The sequence below is a fragment of the Candidatus Poriferisodalis sp. genome (assembly GCF_965219595.1).
Classification (GTDB): Bacteria; Actinomycetota; Acidimicrobiia; order Acidimicrobiales; family Poriferisodalaceae; genus Poriferisodalis.
This window is the reverse complement of the sequence record NZ_OZ244781.1, coordinates 2,391,159-2,416,271: the sequence shown is the minus strand read 5'-3', so window position 1 is coordinate 2,416,271 and position 25,113 is coordinate 2,391,159. Positions and strand designations below refer to the sequence as shown.

At 67.8% G+C, this 25,113-nt stretch carries 20 protein-coding genes and 1 CRISPR repeat array; of the genes, 5 read left to right on the top strand and 15 right to left on the bottom strand.

Annotated elements, in window-relative coordinates; translation table 11 throughout:
- Positions 1–121: 121 nt before the first annotated feature.
- The 13 genes from ACOQPE_RS10755 to ACOQPE_RS10695 all read right to left on the bottom strand — a co-directional run bounded on the left by ACOQPE_RS10755 (position 122) and on the right by ACOQPE_RS10695 (position 14,143).
- The gene (locus ACOQPE_RS10755; protein WP_420608910.1) at positions 122–331 is read right to left on the bottom strand and encodes a hypothetical protein; all 210 of its coding nucleotides are present in this window, start codon (positions 329–331) and stop codon (positions 122–124) included.
- Between the two features lie 76 nt (positions 332–407).
- Positions 408–1,175, bottom strand: a complete 768-nt coding sequence (locus ACOQPE_RS10750) for a type II secretion system F family protein (protein WP_420608909.1) — start codon at positions 1,173–1,175, stop codon at positions 408–410.
- A 55-nt stretch (positions 1,176–1,230) separates the two neighbouring features.
- Complete coding sequence (locus ACOQPE_RS10745) at positions 1,231–2,004, bottom strand: hypothetical protein (protein WP_420608908.1); 774 nt, start codon at positions 2,002–2,004, stop codon at positions 1,231–1,233.
- Positions 1,998–4,043 (bottom strand): ATPase, T2SS/T4P/T4SS family, encoded by a 2,046-nt coding sequence (locus ACOQPE_RS10740; protein ID WP_420608907.1) that lies wholly within the window; start codon positions 4,041–4,043, stop codon positions 1,998–2,000. Before ACOQPE_RS10740 ends, ACOQPE_RS10745 begins: the two co-directional genes overlap by 7 nt.
- Positions 4,044–4,046: 3 nt before the next feature.
- A complete protein-coding gene (locus ACOQPE_RS10735; protein WP_420608906.1) occupies positions 4,047–4,799 on the bottom strand; it encodes a hypothetical protein in 753 nt (250 codons plus the stop codon).
- On the bottom strand, positions 4,796–7,303 hold the full coding sequence (locus ACOQPE_RS10730) for a hypothetical protein (RefSeq protein WP_420608905.1): 2,508 nt from the start codon (positions 7,301–7,303) through the stop codon (positions 4,796–4,798). The genes ACOQPE_RS10735 and ACOQPE_RS10730 overlap by 4 nt, the downstream gene beginning before the upstream one ends.
- Positions 7,300–9,285 (bottom strand): hypothetical protein, encoded by a 1,986-nt coding sequence (locus ACOQPE_RS10725; protein WP_420608904.1) that lies wholly within the window; start codon positions 9,283–9,285, stop codon positions 7,300–7,302. Before ACOQPE_RS10725 ends, ACOQPE_RS10730 begins: the two co-directional genes overlap by 4 nt.
- Before the next feature lie 331 nt (positions 9,286–9,616).
- Complete coding sequence (locus ACOQPE_RS10720) at positions 9,617–10,039, bottom strand: transcription antitermination factor NusB (protein ID WP_420608903.1); 423 nt, start codon at positions 10,037–10,039, stop codon at positions 9,617–9,619.
- A 38-nt stretch (positions 10,040–10,077) separates the two neighbouring features.
- The gene (efp, locus tag ACOQPE_RS10715) at positions 10,078–10,644 is read right to left on the bottom strand and encodes an elongation factor P (RefSeq protein ID WP_420608902.1); all 567 of its coding nucleotides are present in this window, start codon (positions 10,642–10,644) and stop codon (positions 10,078–10,080) included.
- Between the two features lie 152 nt (positions 10,645–10,796).
- Positions 10,797–11,285 (bottom strand): type II 3-dehydroquinate dehydratase, encoded by a 489-nt coding sequence (locus ACOQPE_RS10710; protein ID WP_420608901.1) that lies wholly within the window; start codon positions 11,283–11,285, stop codon positions 10,797–10,799.
- A gap of 8 nt (positions 11,286–11,293) precedes the next feature.
- On the bottom strand, positions 11,294–12,379 hold the full coding sequence (locus tag ACOQPE_RS10705) for a 3-dehydroquinate synthase family protein (RefSeq protein ID WP_420608900.1): 1,086 nt from the start codon (positions 12,377–12,379) through the stop codon (positions 11,294–11,296).
- A 102-nt stretch (positions 12,380–12,481) separates the two neighbouring features.
- On the bottom strand, positions 12,482–13,150 hold the full coding sequence (locus tag ACOQPE_RS10700; RefSeq protein WP_420608899.1) for a prepilin peptidase: 669 nt from the start codon (positions 13,148–13,150) through the stop codon (positions 12,482–12,484).
- Between the two features lie 51 nt (positions 13,151–13,201).
- On the bottom strand, positions 13,202–14,143 hold the full coding sequence (locus ACOQPE_RS10695; RefSeq protein ID WP_420608898.1) for a shikimate dehydrogenase family protein: 942 nt from the start codon (positions 14,141–14,143) through the stop codon (positions 13,202–13,204).
- Positions 14,144–14,446: 303 nt separating this feature from the next.
- Here ACOQPE_RS10695 and cas9 point away from each other — a divergent pair, with 303 nt between their 5' ends.
- The 3 genes from cas9 to cas2 are packed head-to-tail and all read left to right on the top strand — an operon-like array spanning position 14,447 to position 18,817.
- Positions 14,447–17,572, top strand: a complete 3,126-nt coding sequence (cas9, locus tag ACOQPE_RS10690) for a type II CRISPR RNA-guided endonuclease Cas9 (protein WP_420608897.1) — start codon at positions 14,447–14,449, stop codon at positions 17,570–17,572.
- Between the two features lie 7 nt (positions 17,573–17,579).
- Positions 17,580–18,488, top strand: coding sequence for a type II CRISPR-associated endonuclease Cas1 (gene cas1, locus ACOQPE_RS10685; protein ID WP_420608896.1), 909 nt, complete (start codon positions 17,580–17,582; stop codon positions 18,486–18,488).
- Positions 18,485–18,817 (top strand): CRISPR-associated endonuclease Cas2, encoded by a 333-nt coding sequence (gene cas2 / locus ACOQPE_RS10680; RefSeq protein ID WP_420608895.1) that lies wholly within the window; start codon positions 18,485–18,487, stop codon positions 18,815–18,817. The genes cas1 and cas2 overlap by 4 nt, the downstream gene beginning before the upstream one ends.
- Positions 18,818–18,871: 54 nt before the next feature.
- Positions 18,872–19,302: a CRISPR direct-repeat array (repeat unit 36 nt; unit sequence ACTTTAGCCGGTAAGGGAATGGTCGGCTACCAAAAC).
- Positions 19,303–19,723: 421 nt separating this feature from the next.
- On the opposite strand, the gene ACOQPE_RS10675 is transcribed toward cas2, so the two are convergent.
- Positions 19,724–21,727 (bottom strand): hypothetical protein, encoded by a 2,004-nt coding sequence (locus tag ACOQPE_RS10675; RefSeq protein ID WP_420608894.1) that lies wholly within the window; start codon positions 21,725–21,727, stop codon positions 19,724–19,726.
- 241 nt (positions 21,728–21,968) lie between these two features.
- On the opposite strand from ACOQPE_RS10675, the gene ACOQPE_RS10670 reads away from it, so the two are divergent.
- Together ACOQPE_RS10670 and ACOQPE_RS10665 are read left to right on the top strand one after the other, a co-directional pair.
- The gene (locus tag ACOQPE_RS10670) at positions 21,969–22,853 is read left to right on the top strand and encodes a DNA-methyltransferase (RefSeq protein ID WP_420608893.1); all 885 of its coding nucleotides are present in this window, start codon (positions 21,969–21,971) and stop codon (positions 22,851–22,853) included.
- Complete coding sequence (locus ACOQPE_RS10665) at positions 22,850–23,632, top strand: hypothetical protein (RefSeq protein ID WP_420608892.1); 783 nt, start codon at positions 22,850–22,852, stop codon at positions 23,630–23,632. Before ACOQPE_RS10670 ends, ACOQPE_RS10665 begins: the two co-directional genes overlap by 4 nt.
- An 88-nt stretch (positions 23,633–23,720) precedes the next feature.
- Here the strand turns inward: ACOQPE_RS10665 and mltG are convergent, their stop codons facing one another.
- A complete protein-coding gene (gene mltG / locus ACOQPE_RS10660; protein ID WP_420608891.1) occupies positions 23,721–24,872 on the bottom strand; it encodes an endolytic transglycosylase MltG in 1,152 nt (383 codons plus the stop codon).
- Between the last annotated feature and the right edge of the window lie 241 nt (positions 24,873–25,113).

Genomic DNA, 25,113 nt, shown 5'->3' with positions numbered 1-25,113 from the left:
CCGACGAGCATTCGCCCCGCAGACAGCAGAGCGGAATCCACCTGAGCGGTCGGCATCGACTCGCCCGATGTGCTTCGCTCCGTAGGTCGTAGAGCCAGACCTGTGAGATGCGAGAGCAGGGCTACGGCTTGGCCGCACATGTCTTCGTACCCTGGGTCCAGTTGCCGTCGACGGCTTCGCACAGAGTCTTGGTCTTGATCTTGTCGTACTTGACCGTGTCGTCTGTTTGCGGGGCGTTGCTGCCCAGTGTCGTCCACATAATCGCCACCACCAGCACCGAGGCGGCGACTGCGGCGGCGATGAAGATCAGCTTGGTGACCGGTGAATCCATGTGTTTGCTCCTTGCTCGCTCCTGCAAGCGGTTGTGACGGGAAAAGAACTTCGGGAGGCGAATAGCGGCGGTGTCCTCATACCGAGGGCAGGGTCATGACGATCGTGACCATGACCACAGCGGAGGCCACGACGGCCAGCAGCGACGCCGATGCGCCGACTGAACGGCTGAGGCGGTCGATGGCTTCTCGGCGGCGGTCGTCGATGGCGCGCACTACGCGGTCGAGCACCCGGTCGAGCAGCTGCGACGCAGCGGCGCCGGAGCGCTCGGCGGCATCCACCGTGCGCAGCAACGAGGCGGTCGGCGAGTCCGCGAGCTGTGCCGCGACAGCCGTGAGCGGATCGCGTCCGCCGATCACCGCAGCATTGACCGCTCCGGCGGCCGGTGCAAACGCTGGGTCGGTAACGCGCTCGGCGGCATCGAGCACGGCCACACTGATGGGTCGACCCGCGGCCACGAACAGACGGATGCGACGCAGCCACAGCAGCACTGCACCGTCGAGCCGGCGACGATGACCGGACAGCACAGCGCTGGCGATCGCCGCCGGTACCGCCCACGACGCCACCACGCCGGCGAGCAGCGACCACCCCAGTGCCGCGGAAGGCGATGACGCGCCCTGCGCTGGCAGTCGCGCGCCGGCGACGAACCCGACTCCGACGGCAGCGACGGTCACCGCTGCGGTGAGCATGGCCAAGCGCGGGGTGCTCCAGCCCAGCGCAGCCAACCGCCTGCGATTGCGCTGCTTCCGCTCGCTCGCCGAGAGCGAGGCGAGCGCGGCAGCAACTCCGATGCTCGCCGCGACCCACAAGGCGACGGCCCCCGGATGCGACAGAACCCGGCTCATCGGCGCATCTCCCGGTGCCCCGCAGACCGCTGGATCTCCAACGCGACAGTGCCGCTCACCGGAGCATCTCCCATGCCGACGCGAGCAGGCGCGCGCACAGGGCAACCCCGACCGCCGTGGCGGCGAGGCCGACGCGCTGACCTTGGGGGCCGCTCAGCCAGGCCCAGGCATCAGGGCTCACGAGGGCGCTGCCCACTGCGACGGCGGCGCCAAGCGCAGCAGCAAGGCCGATCTGGGGCAGGTTCGCCGCGACATGACGGTGAAAATGCCGAGCGGTGGCCGCTGCCTCGGCCGCTTCGGACTCCACGACCCCCAGGATCGGCACCCATTCGCCGCCGCTGGACGCGGCGACGGCTACCGCGTCGGCCAACCACGCGGCGACGGCCCCTTCATCGCCGTCGGCGAAGCGCTGTGCAGCCGCCTCGACGCCCAAGCTGCGGCATTCGGCAACGAAAGTGGCCGCAGTGCGCGCAACCGGGCCAGACGCCAGCGGCGCAGACGTCTCGAGCGCGTCCACCACCGTGCGTGACACCTGCGCTTGGTTGGCCAACACAGCAGCGAACTGAGCCACTGACTCAGCAGTGGCGACGCGCTCACGACTGCGCAGGATGACGGCCGCACACCAAGCGCATATGCCTGTCACCGCGCTCGCCATTCCGGCTGCTGCAGGGCCGAGCGCGAGACCCGCGCCGAACGCGGTAAGGCCAGTCACCAGCCATGGCCAGCGCAGTGACCGCTGCTCGGCCGGACCCACTGGAGCGACATCGGCGAACACGATCCACAGCGCGGCGCTGACGCCGACGACGCCGAGCGCAATGAATCTCAGCATGCGGGGTCCTCGTCAACGAGCGGTTCGTAGGGCGGCGGGTCGTCGATCGGCACGAGCGGGCCCGGGTCCCACAGCACTCCGCGCGGCCGTCCGTCGTCACGCACTGGCGTGCCCGACGGCGGCACCGCCGATTGCGGCAGACTCGGCCGCGCCTCTGTCGGCTCGCCGCGTCGTGACGATTCCTCGGCTTTCGGCCGCGACACAGCGGCGGCTTCGTCGGCCTTGTCCGATTTAGGCGGCGGCCGCTGGCCCTGAGCCTTCGACGACGATTGCGTGGGCGTTTCGTCCCTTTCGGAATGACCTTCTGTCGGCTGCTGCCCACGCGCCGGCAGCTGCGTCTCCGCCGACGGCGGCTGGATCGACGGGTCCGCAGCCGACATCGCCGCACCGACGTTCGGCATCAGCGGGAGATCGACAATCTGGGAGTAGGCGGCGGGCAGCTCTGAATCACCGCCTGAGGCGGGAAGGCCAGCAGACGCGTACACCTCGGCCATGCGACCTGCGGGACGGCCGACAGGTGTCGCCCAGCGGTCGCCAGGTCGCAGCGCCCAGAGGCAGATCGTGGATATGACACCGGTGAGATCGTCGATGCCGGTGAGCTGGGTCACATCGGCAACCACCCGTTCGCCAGCGTCATTGCGCCCCATCCACACGCACAGATCCACCGCCGCAGCTATCTGACGGCGCGCGTAGTCGGGCTCGGCGCCCTCCGAACAGGCATAGGCCACGAGCTTCTCCAGCACCCCTTTGCCGGGCTGCGAGTGGAGCGTGACCAGGCAGCCGTCGAGGCCCGACGACATGGCATCGAGCAGCGCCTCGCAGCCCTCGCCGCGGATCTCTCCCACCACCAGCTTGGCGGCGTTCGCCCGCTTGGCATCGCGGATGTGGTCGGCCATCGAATGACGGCCGTGGCCGTCCTGATTGGCGTCGCGGGTCAGCCGCTCGTAAGTGTTGGGGTGGATGCCGTACTCCGCCAGCCGCAGCTCTGGCGTGTCCTCGATGGTGTCGATGCGCTCGTGGTCGGGCACCGCCGCGAGCAGCGCCTGGCACAGCGTGGTCTTGCCGCCGCCCATCGCCGCCGCGACCACCACGTTGGCCCGCACCCTGCCAGCGATGGCTTCGATGAGCACGCTGCCCAGCTCGTTCGAGGCGATGCCGAGATCGTCGAGACGCATCCGGCCGGCCATGTTCGAGCGGAGCACGACGTTGGGCGGGCTCGTCACGAACGCCTCGGCGTGCAGGCGCCAGCGGTCGCCGACACGCACGTCCAGCCGGGGATCCAGCTCGTCGAAGCGCTGGGGTCGATCCCCGGAATAGCTCGCGAGGAATCGCACTGCCTCGATGAGATCCTCGTCGGCGGCGAACGGCGACGGCTGTCGCTCCACGCGGCCGTCCGCATACTGCACGAGCATCGACTCGCCTCCACGTATCTGGTACTCCTCGACGTCGGATTCGTCGAGCAGCTCGGAGAGCGCGTCGGTGGCGGCGCGAGCCGCAGTGCGCCGCCGCACCGCGCCGTCGGTGCGGTCGAGTCGCTGCGGGGCACACGCCGACGACGCCAGCGAACGTCCCAGCCGGTGAAGCTGCCGGTAGGCGCCGCGGGTGCCTATCCGCTTGAGGCGCACCGCCCGGTTGGCGTCCAGCGCCGCAGAGAGTTCCCCAGTGGGATCGCCGCGCCCGCCGCCCGCGCTCGGCAGCCACACCGCAGTACACGGCACTCCGCCTGAAGTCGCGGCATTCCACGCCTGCGCTGCATGAGGGCCGCCCACGGCACCTGTTGCAGCACGAGCAGCAGGAGCGCCGAGCAACAGCACTACCTCACTGGACGAGGCAGCAGCAGCCGCGATCGCATCGGGCTCGACACTGCTGGTCAGCCACGCCACACACGGTTCGCCTCCCTCGTCAGAGCGCGGCATCGACATCACGTCGGCCGCGAACCACACTTGGCCCGCAACGGCGGTGAGCCCCGCCCGCAGCGCCTCGCGGACCCAGTCGCTCGCCGTCGCTCCCACAGCGTCGTCACACAGCACGAGCAGCACGTCTCAGCCCCCGGCCGGATCGCCGAGCTGGGTCGGCGGCAGCGCGCCGCCGAAGCCCGATGCCGAGTCGCTGCTGAGCCCAGATGGCGCCCTACTGCTGAAGGCCGACGGGACTGTTCCCGCAGCCCACGGCGACCGGCACTCGGGCCAGCCGTCGGGCGGCGCCGGCCAGGCCACGAGCCCGTCGAGCTCGGCGGCGCGCGCATAGCGAGCAGCGTCCGCCGCATCGACATGGACCACGATGCTGCCCTCGGCACCACCTGCCAAGGTCGTCACGTCGAGCGCGCAGCCGCCCAGCACACTCGCCACCACGGCCCGGCTGCCCGCACGCGGTCCCGGTTCAGGCCACGCAGAGGTGTCTGCAGCGAAGCGCATCGCTGTGAGGTCCCCAGTGGCGTCACCGGGGTTGCCGAGCAAGCCGGGCGTCACGAAGGTTCCCGGCGGAACGTCATGGCTCGCCACGCTCGTCACGATCGAATCGGGATCGGCGAAGCGATCTGCAAGCTGCGCTGCGATCTCGACAACCTCGAACGCGCCTGGCGGCTGGCCCGCCGTCCACGGCTCGGACGCGACCGCCGCCAGAACGGTCGGCGGCTCGGCATGCGGGCGACCCCACAGCCAGATCGCGAGCACCACGGTGCCGACAATGAGCACCGCCGCCCCGATGCGCCAAGGCTCGGGTCCGTGGCGCGGCAGGCCGCCCCGATCAGCGGAGCGGTCTTCGGCGGGGTATCCCACGGGCCCCGCCGGGGTCACGATCCGCTCCCGCTGCCGGTCACGGTCGCACGGCCATCGGCGTAGTCGCCGACCGAGCGAATCCACTCGACGCCTGATGCGAGCTGCACCCAGCACGAATCTCGCCTGCTGGGCTCGCTGCCGCGTGGCTGCACGGTTCCCGAAGTGGCGCCGGGCTCGAAGCAGAGGCTGGCCTGCCACGCGTAGGCCGCGGGATGCGCGAACGTCCAATCGCACGACGCCGACGCGCCCGCACCTGATGCGCTGCCGACCGAGCAGACCGTCACCGGGGGAACCGCACCCGGTCGATGCCATTGACGGACGAGCTGCTGCTGGTCAGCGTTCAGCGCATCCCAGCGCTTCACGAGGTGTCGAGTGTCAGCCCGCGCCTCCATGGAGCGACGTTGATCGGCCACCCATGGCTGCAGGTCCTCCCAGCTCAGACGCACCCATGTGGCGACCCACTCGCATTCGTGCTCGGAGACGTCGACCGAACCGCTGATCTCGACCCAACCGCGGCCGGGAGCGACCTGCAGGTAGCGCCCGTCGCCCGGCATGTGACGCTGATGCGAACTCCCCGCGCCAGCAGTGCGAACATGGGACCTCAGCCTCAGCCCGCTCAGAGCACCGGCGGCAGCCGTCGCCGACGGCGCCGGTGCGCACTCGTCGTCGAGGGGCACGGCGGTGGTCGGTGTCGGTTCGGTGGTGACCACCGTGGTGCGGGTCGGCGGGCTGTCATCGGGATTCGTGTCGTCGGGCTCTGTGTCATCGGGTTCCGTGTCGTCGGGGTCTGGGTCGTCAGGCTCTGTGCCGTCGGTCTCGTCCTCGTCTTCCTCGTCGTCGAGCGGACTCGTGGTAGTGGTCGTCGATTCGGTGGTGGTGGTCGTGGTGCCGGGCTGCGTCGTCGTCGAAGAGGTCGGATCGTCGTCGGGATCGGGCTCGGGCACGCAGGCGTAGTCGTAGGAGCCGTTGATGCGCGTGCGCACATACGACGGCAGCGAGCCGAAGTCCGTGCAGTCGAAACGGCAGACGCGGTAGGTCTCCGCCCCGCGCTGCGGATGGACGTGCTCTTCGAGCCGAGTATCGGCCAGTTCGCCGATCGCGGGGCAGTACGTGCGAATGGTGGTGTCCTCGCACTGCCCGGGCGTTGTGCACTTGTTCAGCACGTCGGTAGGCGTCACGCAGGAGCCGCCGTGGTCGGGCTTGTAGACGGTCCCTTCGATGCCGTCGCAGGCGTCGGGGTCGTCGTTCCATGTGCGCCCCGGCAGCTCACTGCACGGCACATAGGACAGCAGCCCGTTCGAGCACCGGTGGATGCCCAGCTCGGCGAGCCGCTCATCGCTCTCACCGGCCAGATGCAGCAACGACCGCGCCGTTCCGTCGGGGCTGTCCTCGGGCCCGCCGCTGTCGTCCTGCTCCGTGCCGGTGTCGGTGTCCGAACCGGGTGCGGACGACTGGCAGGTCAGCACCGAGGGGCCGTTGCCGCCCAGCGCATCGCCGTAGCGGGGCACCGAGCCCGACGGGCAACCCTGCGTCGGCGCTCCCGACGGCGGACCCAGGACAGTGCGCGAGCACTGGCTGCCCGCAGGCTGCCAACCCGACGGACACGGGCCCAGCGTGGTGGATGCCGTCACCCACGTCACCACGGTCTCGTAGATCGGCTGGGTGGTGTAATGGAGCGTCGCCACACGGTCCCAGTAGCCGGTCTCGCGCGTCTCATAGACGGGCTCCTCCCGCCAGTACCCCGGAATAGTGGCCGTGCGCGAGGTCCGGTACTCGTAGACGGGAACCTCGGTGGTGACGGTCTCGGTGATCGGCGGACCCGGAATGCAGCACTCAAGACGTGTCCGCGTCTCTGTGTGCGTTTCGGCGACGGTCTCGTTCCAGCACTGCCGACCGGCGAACGGGTCGAATGTGCAGCGCTTGACCGTACGCGTGGTCGTGACCGTTGCCTGGTAGTTGACGTCGTAGAGAACGTCAGGCCCTGGGCGGGTCACCACCTTCGATTCGGTGCGTGTGCCCACTTGCACCCGCACCGGCGGCACCAGCGGCTCGGTGACCGTCTTGGGGGGCACCCAGACACGGTTCGTTCCCGTCTGCACTTGCTTGGCACCGGTCGGCACCCACACCTTGTCGTAGGTCGTATGGCTGTAGACCTGCTGCGTCCGGCCCGTGTCCACCTGCTTGGTCACCTTGGTCTGACAGACGTGACCGCCGTACTGGCCCGCCACCCGCACCGATCCCGCCGAGCAGCTCGACGGGCGCAGCGACGTTTCGGTGCGAGGCGTCAGGCACTGGCCGCTAGAGCTGTCGAGCACCATGCCTCCGCCGCAGGTCAGCACCGGTGCCACAGATGTCTGTGCTTCGGCGGAGTCGTCGGGCGCTGCCACGACGCCAAGCGTCGCGAGCACCACGCAGGCGCCCGCGAACCAGCGCCGTGCCACGCGTGCGAGTCCGACGCGAGCAGTGCTGATCCGAGTCGTCGATGAGAAGCCGGGCTCAGCTGGATTGCTGCTGCCGCTCATGACGTCGCCCCTGCGGTTTCCTCTCCTGACATGTCACGGCCCACCTCGGCCAGCAAGTCGGCCTCGGGCCACCAAAACCGGTCGGTCTGGGGCGGCCAGCCGGCCTCTGGGCACGGCGGCATCGGGCGCGGATAGGCATGCCCGTCGGGGGTAAGCGGGAGCGAGCCCGGCGGCCACGGCTTCTTCGGCCGTCGCTCGATCGGACGCGCGAGCGCCTCATCAATGAGCACTGGGTCCGCAGGGCAGCCAAGCGCCTGTTCGAACGACTTGAACGGCGAGAGGTACATGCGCTCGTGCCAGCTCGCGCCCGGCGCCCAGTTCGTGGCCGAGAGCTCGCTTGTCACTTCAGGCGCCGCAGCCGCGGCCTCAGACAGCGCCGACCACTGCTCGGCAGTGCAGCGAGACTCCAGCGCGGGGCGACGCAGTTCGCCGCCGACCAGTGCACCAAGGGGGATGCCGGTCTCGCACCAGAACTCCAGGTGCCAGCCGTGATCCCGGTGCGCCCGCCATGCCTCCTGCTGGGACACCTCCACCCATTCGCGCACGGCGATCCACTGGTTGCGGACGCCCGAGCCCCATGCGCGGGGCTCGCTCCACTCGATGGACGCTGCATGAGCGTCCTTGCGTTCCTGCATCCATTGCGTTGCTTGGGAAAAGGCGTCGCCGTCACAGCCGCCCTCGAACAGGGCATTGCGCAGCACCCGGTAGCTGAGCCGCGACCAGGTGAGCCACATGGCCTCGACCTGTGCACGATGATCAGTGCCGGAGTCAAGACGCTCGCCCGTGGCGGTGTCGACCAAGTAGGACTGCCCAGGTGCGTGGCAGATCACGGCCAGTGCATGTCCGGCTGCGCTGAGGTCGGCGATCCATGCCCGCTCGACAGGCGGTGCGGTGAACGCGAGCCGCAGCCCGCGAGCCCACAACGACTCAAGCTGGCGGGTGCGGTGTGACTCGGTGTAGACGCCGGGGATGATCGAGGCCAAGTCGGCGCATGCCTCCCACAGCGTCTCGGGCCCCGTGCTCACGACGGCATGGCCGACCAGCGAGTCGGTCACCGCTCCCTGCGCTGCGCGACGCGCGAGCCAACGCTTCGCCTGTGCCGACCAGTCGCCGGGGAAGAAGCCCGCGTCAGTCAGACTGTGACCGCCGAGCGCGAGCTCCATCGGCTCTCCTGGGCTGTAGACGAGCAGCTTGGCGACCTCGTTGACCGTCGTACCCCACGAGTGCATGGGCCGTCCGCCGGGCGAGCGCATCCCGGTGATGAACGCTTCGACGACCGCACCGGCACGGTCCTGCTCGGCGTCTGCATCGCCCGAAGCCACGCCAAGCGAGGCTGGCGTTGGATGCCGGGGGCACAGCGACACATGGTCGTAGGCGCCACTGCCGTCCTCATGGATGCGCGTCTCGTAGTCGAAACCCGCGGGATCAACTGCCAACTCCCACGCCGTCCCGGTGCCCCCGCGCCGGCGCGCTAACCGGGCCCCCTCGGCCATCGCTGCCCGCGCTTCGGGCAGGTAGGGCGGCATCGCCTCCCACTGGGCTCGCTGAGCGACGATGTAGTCGTAGCCGCGCTCGGCGTCGCCGAGCAGCTTCGAGTGCGAGCCGGTCGCCGCCGGTTCGCCACGCCGCACCGGGTCGGCATCCGCCTCCGGGTACGGCGGCCAGGGGACCCAGATGCGGTTGCTGCCGATCGCTACGGCCGATTGCAGTTCGAGCGACGGGAGATGTTCCCCCGAGATCGGGTACTCGCCGTTGCCCGCAACGATCAGCCGTGCCTCGTCGGTGGGTTGATCGCCCAGCGGCGAGCGAAGCTCCGTGTTGACGCCGCCGGCGTCGTCGATGGCGTCGCCGCCGGCGTCTGCAGAGATCGACGGGGCAGGATCGACGGGTTCTCCGCCGTCGCCGCTGCACGCTGCCACGAGCGTCGCGACGACGGCCACCAGCAATCCCAGTGCGGTCAGGCAGCGCCTTCGAATGGTCATCGCTCAGCTCCTGCGAACTCGTTGTGCGAGGTCGTCTTTGCGGTCATCCCGTTCGGTCGGGGTCGCCGCAAAGATTCGATGCGAGTTCTAGGCGCGTTGTTTCAGATCATTCCAATGATTTTCAAGATATGTGATACTTACAGGCGGATCGCCGCGGTCTCGCACTTCCTGCGAGCGCGATGTCTTGGCCCCGCTGCCGTCGGCCGCGTGCGCGACAGCGGCCGCCGGTTTCAGGTCGCGGCGGTGAACGAGGACGGCCGGTGTCGACGCGCCCACAGTGCAAAGGCCAGGCTGATCGCTCCGCAGCCGGCCTACGCAGTGACCAGCGGGGTCACCGGCCGTCGGCAGCTGCCAAGACGCCGTTCACCAAGGCGCCGCTGCGATCGGTGGCGCCCAGCCGGTGTGCAAGCTCGACGGCTTCGTTGATGACTACCGCTGCGGGGGCCGCCCCTCGTTCGAGTTCGAAGAGGCCTTGCAGCAGGATCAGCCGATCGCACGCACCGAGGCGCTCGGGGGTCCAACCCACGTTGAGCAGCTCGGCGAGCCGCTGAGTCAGCGCATCGCGCTGGGCGGCGACGCCGGTGGCCAGCTCGAGCGCGAATGGGTCGACATCGCTCACCTGCTCGGCAAGCACATCGGCCAGCTCGCGCGACTTCATCTCGGCCTCGTACAGCATCTCCACCGAGCGTTGGCGCGCCTCTCGGCGGCGGGTCGGCTCGTCGGGAGCGGCGAAGGGGTCGCTCGGGCGGCTCATGGCAGTGGGCTCGAGCCCGTATCGGTTACCCGGCGGCGTCAGCCGCGGGCCCGCTCGATGTAGTCGCCGCTGCGGGTGTCCACCTTCAGGCGCTCGCCGGTCTCGATGAACAGCGGCACCTGCACCACCAGCCCGGTGGACATCGTGGCCGGCTTGCGCGCGCCCGACACCCGGTCGCCCTGCACGCCGGGGTCGGTGTCGGCCACTTCCAGCACCACCGATGCGGGCAGCTCCACGCCCAGCACCTCGTCGCCATGGCGCACCACCGTGGCCATCTCACCCTCCACCAGGAAATTGGTGGCGCTGCCAGCCGCCGTGCGGCTGACCGGGAGCTGCTCATAGCTGTCGGTGTCCATGAACACCAGCGAATCGCCGTCGGCGTACAGGTACTGCATGTCGCGTTGGTCGATGACCGCGCGCTCCATGCGCTCGCCCGCCCGGAACGTGCGCTCGAGCGTGGCGCCAGTGCGGACGTTGCGCAGTGTGGTGCGCACGAACGCGCCGCCCTTGCCCGGCTTTACGTGCTGGAACTCGGTGAGCTGGAACAGCCCGTCGGCGAGGTCGAGCGTCATGCCGTTGCGGAAGTCGGCGGTGGAGATGGCCATGTCAACCTCATGGAGTCAGGCGCTGGTGCCTCGGTTTGGAGTGGGTCGTCACGATCGGCAGCGGTATCGGCTTTTTGAGCGCGGGCGTGCCGCCCACGGCGGCTCACCTGCACTCAAAACGACCTGCGGGACGGTACAGGCGACGGCTGCGGTCACGACGGCCGGTCGGCGTCGTCGCCGGTGTCGGGGGCACCGGCGTCGGCGACCGCCGCATCGATGGCCAGTGCGACTGCCCGCGGGTAGCCGGCGCCGCCCTCCCCCGCCACCCGAGCGGACGCCAGCGGCTCTACCACCGACAGATGCCGCCACGGGTCGCGGTCGCGCGGCTCGGACAGGTGCAGCTCCACGATCGGGCCATCGAATGCGGCGAGCGCGTCGTGCAGTGACCAGCCGTAGTGGGTGAGGGCGCCGGGGTTCACCACGATCGCTTCCACCCGGCCGATGCCCGAGTGCACCGCATCGACCAGGTCGCCCTCGTGGTTGCTCTGGCGGTGCTCGAGGTCCCAGCCGCGCTCGGTAGCGGCCCGGCGGGCGGCGCGCACGTGATCGAGCAGCGTGTCGGTGCCGTAGATCTCGGGCTGGCGGGTGCCCAGCAGGTTCAGGTTCGGGCCCGACAGCAGCAGCACGACGTGACGAGGCATGACTGCGCTCACATCCGCTCGAGCGCGCTGCGAAGCACGCTCGGATCGATGCCGGGCACCACTTCGAGGCCATTGGGGCCGTCGAGCACGAACGTGATGCCTTCGGCAGCCTTCTTGTCTCGGCCGAACAGCTCGATGATCTCGTCGTGATCGATGCCCTGAGGCAGGCTCGCACTGAGCCCGTAGGCGTCGAGCACCCGCTCGTGCTCGGCAACACGATCGTCGTCGATACGTCCGAGCAGGCGGGCGACCACTGCCGCATACCGCAGTCCGATGGCCACTGCCTCGCCATGGCGCAGGTCGAACCGCCCGGCGATCTCCAGCGCATGTCCGAGCGTGTGCCCGTAGTTCAGCAGCGCCCGGCGACCGCTCTCGGTCTCATCGGAAGCCACCACCTCGGCCTTGATGGCAACACACGCCGTCACCAGTTCTGCCCCTTCGAGCGAGCTGAGCGGTTCGCCGCCGGCTAAACGTTGCGCGAGCGGCGGGTGGGAAGCGATGAGACGCGCAGCCTGCGGTGTGCAGCCGATGAAGTGGTACTTGGCCAGCTCGCCGTAACCGGCGCGCAGCTCGCGCTCGGGCAGCGTGTCGAGCACCTCGGCGTCGCACAGCACTGCGGCGGGCTGCCAGAAGGCCCCGACGAGGTTCTTGCCCTCGGCCAGGTTCACACCGGTCTTGCCGCCCACGGCAGCGTCGATCTGGCCCAGCAGCGTGGTGGGAACGTGCACAACGGCCACGCCGCGGTGGTACACCGCCGCGGCGAAGCCGGCCACGTCGGTGACCACCCCTCCCCCCACACCCACCACGACGTCACGGCGGGTGAGGCCGGAACGAGCGAACCTGCTGCACAGCTCGCTCACGGTGGCCAGCTCCTTGGCCTGCTCGCCGTCGGAAATCTCGAATGTCTCGAAACCGATGCCTGGATCGACATTGACGCCGATACCCGGCTGGGTGACCACCGCGGCGCGCTGCGCCCCGGCAGTCAGCTTGGACTCGCGCAGAACCGCAGCGAGCTCGTGGCGCGCGCCAGCGCCGACCAGCACGGGGTAGGAGCGGTCGCCCAGCGGAACGTCGACGCGGATGGTGCCCGACATCGGTTGCGAGGGTACCGACGCATCCCGACCGGCTCCCTGCCAGGACGTCTCCGCGCGCAGCGGACTTGTGGCAGGCAGCGAGCTACGGGGACTGCGACGTGCTCAGGCGGCGAGGCCCGGCGGCATGAACCACCAGGCGGCGGCGAGCGCGCCGATGACCAGCGAGGGTCCGAGAGCGAACCGGTGGTCGGTGCTCCGGCCCAACGCGACCACCCCGACAGCGCCGATCACGGCGGCGATAGCGAAGCCCGCAAGCAGCCCGGCCCACACGGCGGAAAGCCCGCCGAGGCCTAGGTGCAGGCCGAGGTAGCCGCCGAGCCGCACGTCGCCATAGCCGAGCCCGCCCCGGGCAACTCGCCAGATGACGTGCATCGCCCCCCAGCCGAGCACTGCTCCTATGGCTGCCGCGGCAGACGCGCGCGCCAGCCCTGCGAGGCCGCCGTCGAGCACCGCTGCCGCACACACCAATGGGGCCGCGACGGCGGCGCAGGCGCGCAACAAGCGCGTGGGGATCAGGTGAGTCCGCAGGTCGACCGCGGAGATCACCACACCGGCCCAGCCGAACGCCAGCAGCGGGGCGAGAAAAGGATCCGCGCCGACCCGCAACGCGAGCATCGCGCCTGTCGCCATGCACGCCGCCGCCGTCAATGCCGACGGCAAACCGACGTCGAAACAGCGCTTCGCGCAGCGAACTGCCGCCGCACCAGCGGCAGCGCCGCCCAGTCCGGCGACCGCGCCGGCCACGAGACTCGGCTCCACCTGGGTGATCACCACGCAGCCTGCGCTGAGGATGCATGCCGCACGAGGGAGGAAGCCGGCGGGTTACGAACCGGCAAGGTCGAGGCCGACCGCGGCTGCCATGGTGTCGACAGGAGCGTCGTAGCCGGTCCACATCGTGAACTGCTCGGCGGCCTGATACAGGAGCATGCCGACGCCGTTCAGCGTCGTCGCACCTGCCCGGACGGCTGCGGTGAGCAACGGCGTCCGCTCAGGGCGGTAGATGAGATCCGCCACGAGCTGGCCGTCGCTCAACAGCGCCGGATCGACCGGCAGCGGATCGCCGTCGGTCATGCCGAGCGGTGTGGCGTTCACCACCACGTCGGCACCGCGCACCGCTCCGAGGTCGCCGACTGCCGCCGAGCCTGACGGTCCTCGCGACGCTTCGGCTGGTGCGCCGCCTGTCGCGGTGGCGCCGCGTTCCGGGGCGCCAGGCCCCCTGCTGGCCTCAGCGTGCGTCGCCCGTCCCGCCGAGGCACCCAGCGCCGCGGCACGCTCGGCCGCGGCCGGCGAGCGGTTCACCACCGTCACCAGCGCCCCACCGGCTGCCAGTGCGACGATCACCGCCCGCGCCGCGCCGCCGGCCCCCAGCACGACCGTGTGCAGCCCTGCGGGATCAACACCCGCCTGGGTGCGCAGCGAGCGCAAGAAACCGGCACCGTCGGTGTTCTCTCCGATCAGCCGGTCGCCGTCACGGCGCACGCAGTTCACGGCGCCGAGCAGCGCTGCCGCGGGCGACAGCTCGTCAACCGCAGCGGCCACGGTGTCCTTGTGCGGCATGGTCACCGACAGGCCGTCAATGCCGAGCACCCGCATTGCGGCCACGGCATCGGCGCCCTGGCCGGAGGGCACCTCAAAAGCCAGGTACGTCCAGTCGAGGCCCAGCGCAGAGAATGCGGCATTGTGCAGTGCGGGGCTGAGCGAGTGCCGCACAGGATCGCCGATCACTCCTGCGACCTTGGTGTTGCCAGTCGGTGCGGGCCGCATCGACACAGTGTGCACACGCGCGACGCCAACCCGGAAGTGCATTTTGAGATCGACGTCGCCGCCCGGCCATCACATCGCTCGGATGCCTCACGCTCGCCCGACTTCCGTTGAGGTTCACGTCGCGGACACGGACGCCAAAGGGACGAGGCGGGCCGGAGCCCGCCTCGCAACGTGGTGCATATCGTCCCGCTTTCGGAACTCTGCTTGTTGTTGGCACCCGTGGGTACCGCCAACCATTCCCTGTGTCGCAGACTACCCTGATTCGCCCGCTCACCTGCGGGAAACTCGGCAGGCGGCAATCAGGTGTTGCGACTCGGACTCGACTTGGGTACGAACAGCATCGGGTGGGTGCTGTACCGCCTGAACGATGCGGACCCACCCGAACCCATAGAGGTCGTGGACGGTGGAGTCTCGATCCACAGCGATGGCCGCAACCCCAAGAATCGGGCCTCGAACGCAGCCGAGCGCCGAGCCAAACGCGGACCACGGCGCAACCGTGACCGAACCCTCCGCCGACGTCGGCGGGCAGCAGCACTGCTGCACGACTGCGGCCTACTGCCAAGTCCTTCAGAAGACCGCGCTGCTTGGCGAATGATCGATCCTCTGCAGCAGAGAGCTTCGGCTCTGGACCGGCCGCTTCAGCCGGCCGAGCTCGCACGGGTACTGCTGTCATTCGCGGATCGGCGCGGCTTCAAGAGCAACCGTCAGGTCGACAGTGACGAAGACGGAACGATCCGCAAAGAGACTGCAGAGTTGGCACGCCGCATCGAGCAATCGGGCGCTCGAACCCTCGGCGAGTACTTGTGGCGTCAACGTGAACGCGGGGCGACCATACGTGCTCGGCTCGACAACGGTCTCTACCCCGAGCGGTCGATGATCGAGGATGAACTCGAAGCGATCCGCGAAGCACAGGCGCCGCATCACCCCGGGGTCTCTGCTGCTGATTGGGACGCTGTTATCGCTGCTCTGATGCACCAGCGTCCGCTGCGCCCTGTTGAGCGCGGCCGGTGCACGCTGCTGAGCGACGAGGTCCGTATTCTCAAGGCCGAGCCGTTGTTCCAGCTCTTCCGCATACTGCAGGAAGTCAACAACGCGGAAGTAGCTCCAGCCGGCGAGGCCGCCCGGCCGCTGACGGACGACGAACGCCAGCAGGTCGTCACGAAGCTGTGCCGTAGCAAGCGGCGCGACTTCAGCCAACTGGCAGCCGACGCAGGACTGCCCGAAGGCACACGCTTCAACCTGCGCTCGGTTGCACGGGAAGCCTTGGACGGGGACGGCACCGCCACAGTGCTGCGCGCTCGCAAGTGCTTCGGCAGCAAGTGGAGCAGCTACAGCACCGAAGCTCAGCAGCAGATCGTCGAGCGCCTGCTCGCCGATACAGACACCGACACGCTTGTCGATTGGCTGATGGCCGAACACGAACTCGACGAAGCATCAGCCGAGGCAGTCGCTGCCGCCAAGCTGCCGAGTGGCACAGGCAACCTGTCCAGAGCAGCCATAGAGCGCTTGCTGCCGCATATGCAACGAGGGATGCACTACCACGAGGCAGTCAACGCAGCAGGGCTGGGTCATCACTCAGATCTGCACGGCCACGCCCGCTATGACCGCTTGCCCTACTACGGCGAGGTGCTCACACGGCATGTCACCGGCGCCAAAGCCGGCGCCGGATCTGCAGTTGAGCGCCATGGCCGCGTAGCGAACCCGACCGTGCACATCGCACTCGGCCAAGTGCGCCGGCTCTTCAACGCCATCACGGAGGCATACGGCAAACCGGATCAAGTAGTGGTTGAACTATCGCGCGATCTGAAGCAGACGAACGAGCAGCGACGCGAGGATGAGCTTCGGCAACGCAAGAACTCAGAACGCAACGATCGGCTGCGTTCGATGGCGGAAGACGCCGGTCTCTCCTCGCCGTCGGCTCGCGACATGCGCAAGCTGCGCTTGTGGGATGAGCAGGGCCCGCCGAACCAGCGGGTCTGTCCCTTCACCGGCACACCGCTGTCGGTAGGGCGGCTTCTGTCCGACGAAACCGAGATCGAGCATCTGCTGCCCTACAGCCGCACCCTCGACAACAGCATGAATAACTCCGTCATTGCAATGCGCAGTGCCAACAGGGAGAAGGCCAACCGAACGCCTTACGAGGCATGGGGCGCCGATCAGGCGCTCTACGACGCGATCCTCGCTCGTGCGGAAGCGCTGCCGCCGGGGAAGCGCTGGCGCTTCGGTCCAGACGCCATGGACCGATTCGAAGCACGCCCGGATTTTCTGGAACGTCAGCTCAACGAGAATCGCTACTTGTCACGCCTCGTCCGCGAGTATCTCGAATGCGCAGTCGACCATCGCAGCATCTGGGTGACACCAGGCCGAATGACTGCACTGCTGCGCCGGGCATGGGGGCTGAACAGCATCCTGACGGGGCCGGGCGACAGCAGGAAGAACCGCGACGACCATCGTCACCACATGATCGACGCGGCTGTCGTGGGCATGACATCGCGTTCGCTGCTGCAGCAGATCGCCAGCAAGTCGGGGCGCGGCGGGAACGTCGAACGAGCGACAGACGGCATCTCGTCGCCGTGGCCCGGATTTCGCACTGACATCGAGTCTCTTGTTCGTCGGTGTGTCGTCCGCCATCGACCGGATCACTTCACCATACAGCGCGACAAGCGAGAACGCCGCCGAAGCGGGCGGGACGTCACGAGCGGTAGTCTCCACAACGACACTGCCTATGGGATCGTCGATGGGCCCGATGAGCATGGCAAGATGACGCTGGTCGAGAGAAAGCAACTCTCGAACATCAAGCCTCAAGACCTCGCACGGGTGCGGGACCTGACGCTCAGGCACCGCCTCGAGACGGCTTGGGAACACGCTCGCGCAGCCGATATCGGCGACAGCGACGCCGAGCGATGGCAGCAATTCATTCGACATGCGCAGGCAGAACTCGGGGTTCATCGCATTCGGCTTCTCTTGAAGATGAGCGAGGACAGTCTGGCCTTCATCAGGGATGCCAACGGCGGCATCCACAAGGCATACAAGACTGACGGCAATGCCTTCATGGACATCTGGCTCCTGCCCGATGGCAAGGCCATCGGAGAGACCGTCAGCCGCTTCGATGCACATCGCGAGCACCGCCTCTCGCAGGTCAAGGCATGCCATCCGACAGCGCGCAAACTCATACGGCTCCACATCAACGACATGGTCGCCATGGGCCACGGCGAGGACCGGCAGATTCTTCGGGTCAAGGAACTCACAGGCCAGAGCATTGGCCTCGTCAGTCACGAACAGGCAGGCAAGGCCAAGATGATGCCGTCGTTCCGCAAGAGCGCATCTCGTGTGCCGACCGAAGGTCTGCGCAAGATCAGCGTCGACATTCTGGGCCGTGTGCATGACGGTGGCCCGCTCAGCGTCAGAGTTGAGAAACATTCGGAGTGATGAAGATATGGAGCGCCGAGTCCTCGACATCGCAACGGGGCGGTGCTACCTGTCAAAGAAGCGTGGCTCGCTCTCGGTAGCCAGCAGCAGCGATGCGCCCGGCGTCTCCGAGAGGCTCGTGCCGTTCGACGAGATTGAGTCAATAATTGTCCATACGCCGCAGGCATCGTACTCCAACAGCGTGGTCGTCGAACTCGCCCGACGAGGCATTCCGCTCGTCTGCTGCGACGCATATCACACGCCCGCTGCATGGCTGTGGCCGGTCCAAGCGAACTACGAACAGAGCAGGCGGATGTCAGCCCAGGCAAATCTGCCCGACGACCTTCGAGCTTCACTCTGGGCCATACTTATCCGGACAAAGCTGGAAGCACAGGCCGCTGTATTGCACAATCAGAACCACGACCCGAGTCCATTGCATGAGTTGGCACACCGAGTCTCAGCCGACAACTGCACGTTGCTCGAGGCACAGGGTGCCCGGTGGTACTGGACCCGCCTTTTCGGCGATGAATTTCGTCGCCGTCGGGACGGCCCTGGACCGAATGGGCTCCTCAACTACGGCTACGCCGTACTGAGAGCAACCGTCGCCCGCTGCGTGTGCGCAACCGGGCTGCATCCATCGCTTGGTCTCCAGCACCACAACCGCTTCAACGCGTTTTGTCTCGCCGACGATCTGATGGAGCCGTTTCGGCCTGCCGTCGACCGAACCGTGCTAGGGCTTTGGTCCCGCGAATGTCAAAATGTCGATGCCGAAGCGAAATCGGATCTGGTCGCGGTATTGGCCCGAGGCGTGAATACCGATCGCGGCATCGCGCCGCTCAGTCGCTGCATCGAATGGGCCGCTCAATCGCTTACCAAGGCAGTACTCGAGAGACGACCTCACATTAGTCTCCCAGACAGCCGATCAATAGTGGGATGAACGAATACAGCGGGTACAGATTCATGTGGACCATCGTCATGTTTGATTTACCAGTGACGACTAAGCCACAACGTCGTCGCGCCACTAAGTTTCGCAATGAGTTGCTTGACCTCGGCTTCGAGATGGCACAGTTCTCGGTCTACATGAAGTTCTGCGGGAGCCGATCAGCTGTTGACGCCCTCGCATATAGGGTTCATCATAAAGTACCTCCAGAGGGGCACGTCAGCATATTGTCGCTCACTGACAAGCAATACGGGCAAATGCAGGTATTCAACGGTGGCGCTCGAGAGCACCGTGACACTGAACGAAATCAGCTACTCCTGTTCTAGCCAAGCATCACCTCAGGCCCTACACCGAGCGATCCCTCAATAGTCCGAACCATCACTTTAGCCGGTAAGGGAATGGTCGGCTACCAAAACCAGTTCGTCTCGAACAGCCGATGGCGGCGACTTTAGCCGGTAAGGGAATGGTCGGCTACCAAAACTGTCGCGGTGTCTCGGCCCTCACGATGCACACTTTAGCCGGTAAGGGAATGGTCGGCTACCAAAACGGCAGTGTCATTGATCATGCTCATGTTCATACTTTAGCCGGTAAGGGAATGGTCGGCTACCAAAACTTCCGTTGCCGCGTCACGGATCACGGCAACACTTTAGCCGGTAAGGGAATGGTCGGCTACCAAAACGTAGCTGTCGGCCAGTGCGCCAGTGAGTGCACTTTAGCCGGTAAGGGAATGGTCGGCTACCAAAACTCCGCGACGCGCTCAGCTCAGCCGTGCTCAACTTTAGCCGGTAAGGGAATGGTCGGCTACCAAAACCGACGCGACTGGATCGGGCCACTCGCGGGCCGTCCGGTGCCGCCGCCTCGATGGCGTCGAGATGCGTATAGCCGACCGCTTGCACTCGACGCGCAGCAGCCTTCTCTCGCGCACTATGGCCAGCGCCGTGCGCATGTCGCCGGCGTCGGTCGCCTGGCGGGCGAGATCGTCGAGCAGCACCGCGTCCGCCGATTCCTCAGCAGCCACAGCCGCCAACGTCGCCGCCGCCGCCGTGCGGCCGATCTCCAGCGCCGCAGCCACGCTGCGCACGCTGCCGCCGTTGGCAAGCAGATTCGCCGTGCGCGCCAGCTGCGCCTCACGCTCAGAATCAGCAGCCATCACCCGCAACGTACCGCCCGGCACGCCAGGTGGCGCGAATACCCGTGACAGCGGCACGGCACGGGGCCGGCCGACAGCGGAGCTACTTCCCGAGGCAGACGCTGAGGGGGGTGGGCTCGTGATCCGACGGCCACGGGGGCCGCATGAAGCCGTTGGCCCATCCGGTGCCGAGGGCGATGAAGCCGGCATGCCATTCGCCGAAGACTCTGAACTCGGCTTCCAGCACAACATCCGACAGCGGACCGGGGCCAACGCCGCAGTTCTTGGCGATGGTTCGGGCTGCGGGGTGGTCGATCCACACCAGATCGGTGCCCAAGGGCGCGGAGCTGGCGCGTCTCAGACGTTCCCCACCACCGTTCAACAGCAGGAATTCGTCGAACACGATGTCTGGCGCCAGGCGGATGGCTTCGAGGGGGAGGGGCGTACCCCATCCATAATGACGGCGGTAGTTGACGAAGACGATGGTGTCCTTCCACGGGCCGACATGACCGGCCGGAGGTTTGGCACCCCATTGGGCCGGGCCGCTGTTGATGCCTTGTTCGCTCCAGGCGTCCATGTAGATGGGCCGGCGGCAGGCGTCTTTGTGGAATCGTGTTTCCCAGGCGGCTGCGTTGGTGTCGAAGGCTGTCTGGAAGCGCTGTTGGTGGGTGCCGGGGGTGTTCCAGTAGTCGATGACCGCCTGCCAGCCGTATTGGTCGACGAGGTGGGTGAAGGCGAGCTCGCCGGCTCGGTAGACGCTGGCCGAGTATTGGCCGGGTCCCATGCGGGCGAGCTCGTTGTCCTCGCCCAATGGCGCTCCGCACAGTTCCCGTTCGCTGTGGGCTTCTGCGGGGCTGTAGCGGTGGCTGATGTATTGGGCGAAGCCCTCCACGACCCACGCCGGCAGGCTTTCCAAGCCGACGTCGGCGGTCCGGTCGTGCTGCCAGATGTGGGCGTATTCGTGGGCCATCAATGCGCCGGCGAGCTGGTTCGGGCTGTCGGTGTAGTAGATGGTGTGGTCGTCGGCGCAGGCTGCGGCTGCGGCGTGGCAGGCGCCGGTGGAGAAGCTGACCGCGATGGGCTGGCCGAGGCCGATGTCGGTGAACCAGTCGGTGACGTGGGTGATGCGCTGCTCGGGTCTGATGCCCGCCGCGGTGCCGGTGGGCGGTTCGGGGTGGTCGCCGGTCGTGGGCGGCGGTTCGGGGGGTTCGGTTCCGGCGGCGGCTGCGCCGACGTTGGCGGCTGTGGCCCACCGGTGCGCGCCCGCGGTTCGCTCGATCCGGTAGCCGGTCATCTTGGCTGCGGGGACGGCGGCGAGGCCGCCCACGACGTGCACGGTGCCGACGGCGGCCCGCAGGCGTGCCAGCTGGGCTGCGGGCATGGGCTCGGTGCGGGCGCCGGCGAGGATCACGCAGGGGCTGCCCAGCGCGCCCGCCAGGGTGACTGCTGAGTAGAGGTCGGACTGGGCTGCTGTGTCTGAGGCGGCCACGACGGCGGTCTGTCCGGTGCAGTCGGCGTTCCAGGGCGGGCCGGGCGTGCGGGTCGGGGGCCGGATGTCGGCGGCGGCTGCGCCGACGTTGGCGGCTGTGGCCCACCGGTCCGCCCCGGCGATCCGCTCGATCCGGTAGCCGGCGATCTTGGCTGCGGGGACGGCGGCGAGGCCGCCCACGACGTGCACGGTGCCTGCGGCGGCGTCGAGGCGCAGCAGCTGATCGGTGGGGATGGGCTCGGTGCGGGCGCCGGCGAGGATCACGCAGCGGCTGCCCAATGCCCCGGCGAGGGTTACTGCTGAGTAGAGGTCGGACTGGGCCGCGGCGTCCGACGCCGCCACGACGGCGGTCTGTCCGGCGCAGTCGGATTCGGTCCACGGCTCGGCGCCGGCCAGGTAGGCGCCGTGCACGGTCTGGGCGGCTGCGGGGGACGCAGCGAGGGTCAGCGTCGCGGCGGCCAGCGCTGCGGCGAGCAGCGCTGCGAGGGTGCGGGCGGGGCGGTTGTGCATGCCGGTCAGGGTGGCATGGATGCGGCGGGGGGTGTGATGGTCGAGCGTCGGCTCGACGTGGTCCGCGGAAAGCCTCGGTACGACCGACGCGTCCCCGCTGCGGGGCACGAGGTGCCGGCCATCTCGATGAGCCGTGACAGCGGCATGGCCCGGCATAAGGCCCGTCACACCCAGAGTCAGACCAGACCATCGAAACACCGAACGCATCCTCCCGAGCCACAACCCGGCCCAAGCGGACCCTTCGATGTTACAGCCCCCGCTTATGTTGCGGCGCGTGGACGGACGACTGTTTGAGACCGGATCGGGGAATGCGCCTGGCATCGAACCGCGACGGTTACGGTCGGAATGCATGGGTGCTGGCACTGAGCGACCTCGCGAGCCGCATCGGCGGTTCGACCTCCCTGATGCTCAGCCCATCGCAGACCTGCAGCAGCCCGTGCTGATCTGCGGTCCGGCCGAACAGGGGCTCGACCTCTTGCCCGATCGGAGCGTCCAGACAGTAGTCACCTCTCCGCCGTACTGGTCGCTGCGGGACTACGACATCGATGACCAGATCGGCCGCGACGACGCCTTGGCCGACTACGTCAAGAGCATCGTGATGACGTTCGACAAGGTTCGACGGCTGCTCACTGACGACGGCACCGCATGGCTCAACGTGGGCGACAGCTACACCTCGGGCAACCGTCGCTACCGAGCCCCAGACCGCAAAAACCGGGCGCGCGCTATGCGGGTTCGACCGCCGACCCCTGAGGGTCTCAAGCCAAAAGATCTCATCGGGGTTCCTTGGCGCTTGGCTTTCGCCTTGCAGGACGCCGGGTGGTGGCTTCGCTCGGAGGTGATCTGGCACAAGCCCAATGCACATCCGGAGTCTGTTCGGGATCGCCCGACCAAGGCCCATGAGACCGTGTTCCTGCTGTCGAAAAACAAGGATTACTTCTACGATGTCGATGCCGTTCGCGGACCGAATGATCGCCGATTGAGGACCGTTTGGGACATCAACACCGAACCGCGTCGGCGCGACGACTGCGGTGTCGAGGACCATCCGGCCGTCATGCCGCTGACGCTCGCTACCCAGTGCGTCGCCATCACCAGCAGGCCCGGCGACATCGTCTTGGACCCCTACGCAGGTTCCGGTACGACCCTGCTCGCCGCACGGGCACTCGGCCGAAAATGGGCTGGCATCGAGCTCAACCCCGCCTTCGTCGACCTCATCGAGCGACGATTGGGTCAATGAACGACAGCGAGTCCCTGAGGCGCAAGATCGATGATCTCTCGCCGATGGGTGTTCGCTTCGTCGCACGCATGGTCGACTCGCTCTCCGATCCTCCCCAAGCTCAAGGTTCTGCTTCCCGGCCGACTTGGATCACTGCGGAGCCGGACTGGATCGAGTACTTCGGGCTGCTGGTCTCTGCTCACCACGGACTGGCTGTCGACGCGCTCAAGGAAACGGGTTTCGAAAACGCATTCCGGAATGCTTGCGAAGCCGTGGGCTGGAGCGTCGATCCACCGGCACCGGCGACACGACGCTTCGTCGACGTGACCGTGCAGGCATCTGACGGTCGTGACAGAAGGCTCTCCTTGAAGTCGACGGCCGCTCAGCGGCTGTCGAAGTCGACGGTTCACATCTCGAAGCTCACCGAGGCAGCGTGGATCCAAGACGTGCGGTCGGCACGGGATCGCAGGACCAGGACGCTGGGCCTCTTCGAGGAGTACTGCGCCGCTGTCGATGCCATCGTGATGCTCCGAGCGTTCCGTGATGATCCGCAGTCGATCCCGCACTGCTACCAACTGGTCGAGATACCGAGCGCGATCTTCGAATCGCTGCAGTCATTGCCTCAAGCAGACTTCGAAGCCGACGGTCCAACGCTGGACTGTTCCTTCCAAGGGGACCCCGTCGCGGCCCGCGTTTCGTTGGATAGATCGGACGCGAAGGTGACGGTCAAGCAAATCAAGCTCTCGGCATGCGCGATCCACGAAGAATGGGACCTCGGCAACCACCGCCTCTCAAGATGAAGGCGCGTGCAAGTGGCAAGGCAAGAAGAACTCGACCATCTCCATTGCACGAGTCGGCACGACTCGCCCAGGTGGCCTTCGCCACGCGTCAGTTGCACAGGCCGATCTCGATGCACACCGCCTTGTCGCGCTGGAACTCCTCGTCGGTCTCCGAGAACGAGATCTCTCCATCGAGCGAGGTCACCACGAAGAACATCCACGGTCCCTCGGCGGGATTCAGCGCCGCTTCGAGCGATGAGCGGGCCGGAGCTGCAATCGGCGTGGGCGGCAGGCCCACAAGCACACGGGTGTTGTACGGGGAGTTCACCGCCAGCGTCTCGGCGGTCAGCTCCTCCCCGCCCACTGCATACAACACGGTCACATCGAGTCCGAGCGACCAGCCTCGGGCGAGCCGGTTGTAGATGACACGGGCCACCTTCGCCCGGTCCTCGGGCGTCTGGGCCTCGCGTTCCACGAGGCTGGCCACGATCAGCGCCTCGTAGGGCGTGAGGCCGACGCGTCTCGGAGCGTCGTCGTATCCCAGCTCGGCGAGCACCTCGTCGAGGCGTTCGGTCATCTGCGCCACAAGCTGCTCGGCGCTGGTGCGTGCGTCGAAGAAGTACGTGTCGGCGAACACCTGCCCCTCGGCAGGCTCGAACACACCGTCGGGAAGCGAACGCGGCACGGGTGCCACCAGCGACAGCACCGGCTGGCTGCGCAGGGCTTCGACGAACTCCGGGCCGCCGAAGCTCAGGCCCTCCGTCTCGTCGAGCTGTTCCGCTATCTGGGCGATGGTCCGGCCTTCGGGGATCGTGAGGGGCTGCTGGGGAGCTTGGGCGACGCGGCTCGGCCCTGCTTCGAGCACAGCCATGGTCTCCCATACCGACGAGTTGGCTTGGAACGTGTACTCCCCGGCCTGGAATGCGGGGCCGCCCCGCAGGCGGACGTACCACTCGTACGCCTGCGAACTCGCAATGACGCCCTCGGCCGCGAGCAGGTCGGAGATGCTTGCTGTGCTCGAGCCTCGCGGCAGACTCAGCACGATCTCGGCACCGGGCTCGCCCGGCGGATCGAGCTGCTCTTGCACCCACCGGTACGCCCGGCTGCCCGACGTCCAAGCGACGGCGCCCAGCACGATCAGGAACAGCAACGCCCCCCAGGTGCCAGGCCCGCGCCGGGTGCTGACCACCTCGAAGTCGACGCCGCGGCGACCCTGCACCGGCGCAGCAGGAGGCCCGCCGACCGGTGGGAGCAGCTGCACTTGGCGATCTGCCGCATCTGTAGCCGAACGGCTAGCCGTCGCTGGCGCCGCCCGCGAGCCCACTTCGACACCGGGTGCCGCAGTCGCGAGACCCGGTTCTTGTCCGGGCGCATCCCGGCGGGGCAGCAGGCCCGCAATGTCGGCTACTCGCGCGGCCAGCGTGCGCACCGGCACCGGCAGCCGCGTCGAAGCCTTCCCAGAGCTCGAGCGTCGGCGCAGCGCATCTGCTTCACGCGCCGCG